Genomic DNA, 3,082 nt, shown 5'->3' on the forward strand with positions numbered 1-3,082 from the left:
GTGTATAGGGCCAAAAACGCCGGAACACCTCACGCGGGGCGACCGGAGGCGCGGCGGCGACAACCCCGTCGTGGTCATCGGTCACCGACAGCAGCCGCCGCAGAACATGCCGTCGGACATGCGCCATGGCGAGTTCCTCATGGATCACGGCCTTGAGCGGGCCGGGCACATCCGGGGCGCCCGGGCCCGCTCAGCCGTTGTCTGCGGTCACTTGTGACCATGGGTGGTGGTACGGCGGCGACGACGGCGCTTGCCGGTGGAATCCGAGCTGTCCGACGTCTTGTCCTTCTTGCCCCGATGGTGTTTCGCGGGACTGAGATGATTGAAGATCATGATCTCCTCCTGAAACGTGCTTCCCTCACATACGTCTCAGGGCGGGCATGGGATGGCGCTCCGGCGAAATTTTTTTCCGTGGACGACAGCCGGACGATGGGCTCTCCGTCAACGGCTCGTCACCGGATGCACATGCCGGCAGGTGACCTTGTCGTGCGGACGCCCGGCGTTCCAGGGGGCTGCGTGGCAGGATCTGCATCCGTGCACGCCTACCGGCTTCGAGCCGTCGGCAGGGCCGGGTTGTACCGGGCTGACCGGCCGCGGGTCTCCTGCCAGGCGGTTGCCGGTGACCTGACGCGAGGTCAAGAACGCGGTGCAAGCTCCCTCGCGGATCGGGACCGTGCGGGCATCACTGTTCATTGGCGTCCGCTGGCGTCTCATCCCGCCCGCGATAGTTTGACCGGATCCCGTCCCACGCCGGGAGGTGCGCCGCCTGCGCCGCCTGGTCGGCCAGGGACCCGCCACAGTCGACAGGTACCGGAGGAAGCCCACGCCCGGTACAGCCCGCCAGGGCGGTGGGCTCATCCGCGGCCGTGATGTCCAGCACCAGCAGACCGGCCAGACACATGCTGCGCTGCGGTGGCAATCGGGATTGCCGTCGGGGACGATCTATCCGATCCTCGCCCGTCTGGAGCAGGTCGGCTGGGTGGACAGCAGTTGGGAGGACCCGGTGGTGCATGAGCAGGCCGGGCGTCCTCGCCGCCGCTTCTACCGGATCACACAGGATGGTGCCGTACGGGCCCGCGATGACCTGGCGCGCGCCTACAAGTCCAGGAAGCAGCCCCTTCCCGTATGGGCTGCCGTACGCCCGGCTGTCGATGGAGGAAGGGCCGGTGGCGGTTAGCCGCACCGCTCCTCGCGACATCGACTCGGCCCGAGTGTCGACAGGCCTTCTCTTCTTCGGTCAGCGGCGGACCGCTGCGCGTGTGCATCAGCAGGGTGACCAGCGGAGAACCTCTGCCTCGCGCCCGGGAGATGGAGAGTGACTCGGGCCCTGCTGCGCCGCCTTCGGCCCGAGCGACTGGGTGCGGGAATCCCGCAACGAGATCAGCGGATCCTCGGCGTCCGGGGACCGGTTGCTCAACCCAACTCCCGTGCCGCTTCGCAAGCGGCTGGACCTGTTGGAGGTGCGGTTCGACTTGGCACGGGATGTGATGCACTTTCATGAGCGCCTGCAGATGCTGATGTTCGCTGCCGGCATGCGGTTCGACGAGGAGGCGATGTACGCCGACGCGGACTGGGTGGCGCGCCAAGTCGCTGACGGACAGTGCCGGTTGTCCCTGGCGGACGTTGGGTAGGCAATCCGGTCTGTGCCTGGAAGCTGGCTCAATTGCGTAGGGTGCTGTCCGTCGATCTGCTGCGACGGCAGCGCATGGACTGGTGGGGCAGTCTGGACGGGATCGCATTTCTCAAGCGGTGTGCGGCCTTGACTCCTGCTGAGCAGCGACTCACGGTTCACCACGGCCGGGCGGGACAATGCTCAGCACCGTTTCAGCAACGATGACTGGGACGACGGCTGGGTCTGCGACGACGACTGATTCGGGCTCGAGGAGGGATCCGGCGGGGCTCTGCTGCGGTTCCTGGCCCGGATGATCCAGCCGGTGGTGTGCACGGATGCCAACGAGGTGCAGCGGCTGTTGGCAGTGTGGACCACGCTCTGGCGCGCGGCGGCTGTGAGCTCGCGCAGGCCGCCACCATCAGCGTGCATGCAGGAAGGCCGCGCCAGCGCGCGCCGTCGCCCCTTGGCGGCACCGCAGAAACCCGCTGACTGCCAGGTCCGTGCGAGCGGATCCTGTGGGGCATCAAGAGCCGGTGATGACCATCGCGGCCGCACCCTCCGCGTCGCCGGGAACGCGGGCCCGATCGCTTCGGCCGCACCAACAACGAGAACTATCAGGGGTGGGGCTGGAAGAGTGACGCGTGACCGAGCCGGCCGTCGGTGCCGGAGAAGATCACGCCTGGGGCGGACGGGGCCTGGTTGAGGACCCACAGGCCGATCAGCGTGGCCACGGCGAAGACGATGGCGATCAGCACTGCGAGGATGAGCCGCCGCCGGCGTTCGCGGCGCAGCCACTCGCCGCGTGCCGTGCGATAGGCGTCGGGGGCGGCCTGGACCCCGTCGGCCAGCGCCTGCAGGGCCTCGCGCAGCTCCCGCTCCGTGCGGTCCGGACTGGTGTCGTTCATCGCCGGGCCTCCATTGCCTGGGTCAGCGCGGCGGTGCCGCGTGAGGTGTGTGTCTTCACCGAACCGCAGGAGATGCCCATCGCGGCGGCGATCTCGCTCTCCTTCAGTCCGAGCCAGTGCCGCAGCACGAGCGCCTCGCGCTGGCGCGGCGGCAGTTGCTGGAGCGCGTTGATCAGGACCCGCTGGTCGTCGCGCAGCAGCGCGGTGCTCTCGGCGGACGCGACGCTCTCGTCCGGCTCGGTCTCCACGTGCTTGCGGGCGACCTGGAGGTGGCGTATCCGCATACGGGCCAGGTTGCACACGGTGGAGCGCAGATAGGCCTCAGCCGCCTCGACGTCCCGCAGGCGCCGCCACCTGCGGTAGATCTGGTAGTACGCCTCGGCCACCACGTTCTCCGGATCGTCCGCGCCGAGCAGGACGGCCAGGCGCAGCATCGAGGAGTAGTGCAGCTCGAAGAGCCGGGCGAGGCCGGCCTCGCGTTCCAGGTCGGCCGGAGCTGCGGGCGCGGGCACGAGGGCCTCGGCCGGCTGTGCGTCGGCCGGTTGTGCGGGGGAGGGTTCTTGTA

5 protein-coding genes are annotated in these 3,082 nt (G+C 68.8%); 2 read left to right on the forward strand and 3 right to left on the reverse strand.

Annotated elements, in window-relative coordinates:
- Window positions 1-207: 207 nt before the first annotated feature.
- Window positions 208-333 (reverse strand): hypothetical protein, encoded by a 126-nt coding sequence (locus ACI2LP_RS34090; protein WP_404728414.1) that lies wholly within the window; start codon window positions 331-333, stop codon window positions 208-210.
- Window positions 334-925: 592 nt separating this feature from the next.
- Here ACI2LP_RS34090 and ACI2LP_RS34095 point away from each other — a divergent pair.
- Both ACI2LP_RS34095 and ACI2LP_RS34100 read left to right on the forward strand, forming a co-directional pair.
- A complete protein-coding gene (locus ACI2LP_RS34095; RefSeq protein ID WP_404728415.1) occupies window positions 926-1,177 on the forward strand; it encodes a PadR family transcriptional regulator in 252 nt (83 codons plus the stop codon).
- 250 nt (window positions 1,178-1,427) lie between these two features.
- Window positions 1,428-1,631: a hypothetical protein gene (locus ACI2LP_RS34100; RefSeq protein ID WP_404728416.1), complete on the forward strand. Its 204-nt coding sequence runs from the start codon at window positions 1,428-1,430 to the stop codon at window positions 1,629-1,631.
- A 595-nt stretch (window positions 1,632-2,226) separates the two neighbouring features.
- Here the strand turns inward: ACI2LP_RS34100 and ACI2LP_RS34105 are convergent.
- Window positions 2,227-2,517, reverse strand: coding sequence for a hypothetical protein (locus ACI2LP_RS34105; protein WP_404728417.1), 291 nt, complete (start codon window positions 2,515-2,517; stop codon window positions 2,227-2,229).
- A complete protein-coding gene (locus tag ACI2LP_RS34110) occupies window positions 2,514-3,029 on the reverse strand; it encodes a sigma-70 family RNA polymerase sigma factor (RefSeq protein ID WP_404728418.1) in 516 nt (171 codons plus the stop codon). The genes ACI2LP_RS34105 and ACI2LP_RS34110 overlap by 4 nt, the downstream gene beginning before the upstream one ends.
- Window positions 3,030-3,082 lie beyond the last annotated feature (53 nt).

It is taken from the genome of Streptomyces sp. NPDC019890 (assembly GCF_044903445.1).
Classification (GTDB): domain Bacteria; phylum Actinomycetota; class Actinomycetes; order Streptomycetales; family Streptomycetaceae; genus Streptomyces.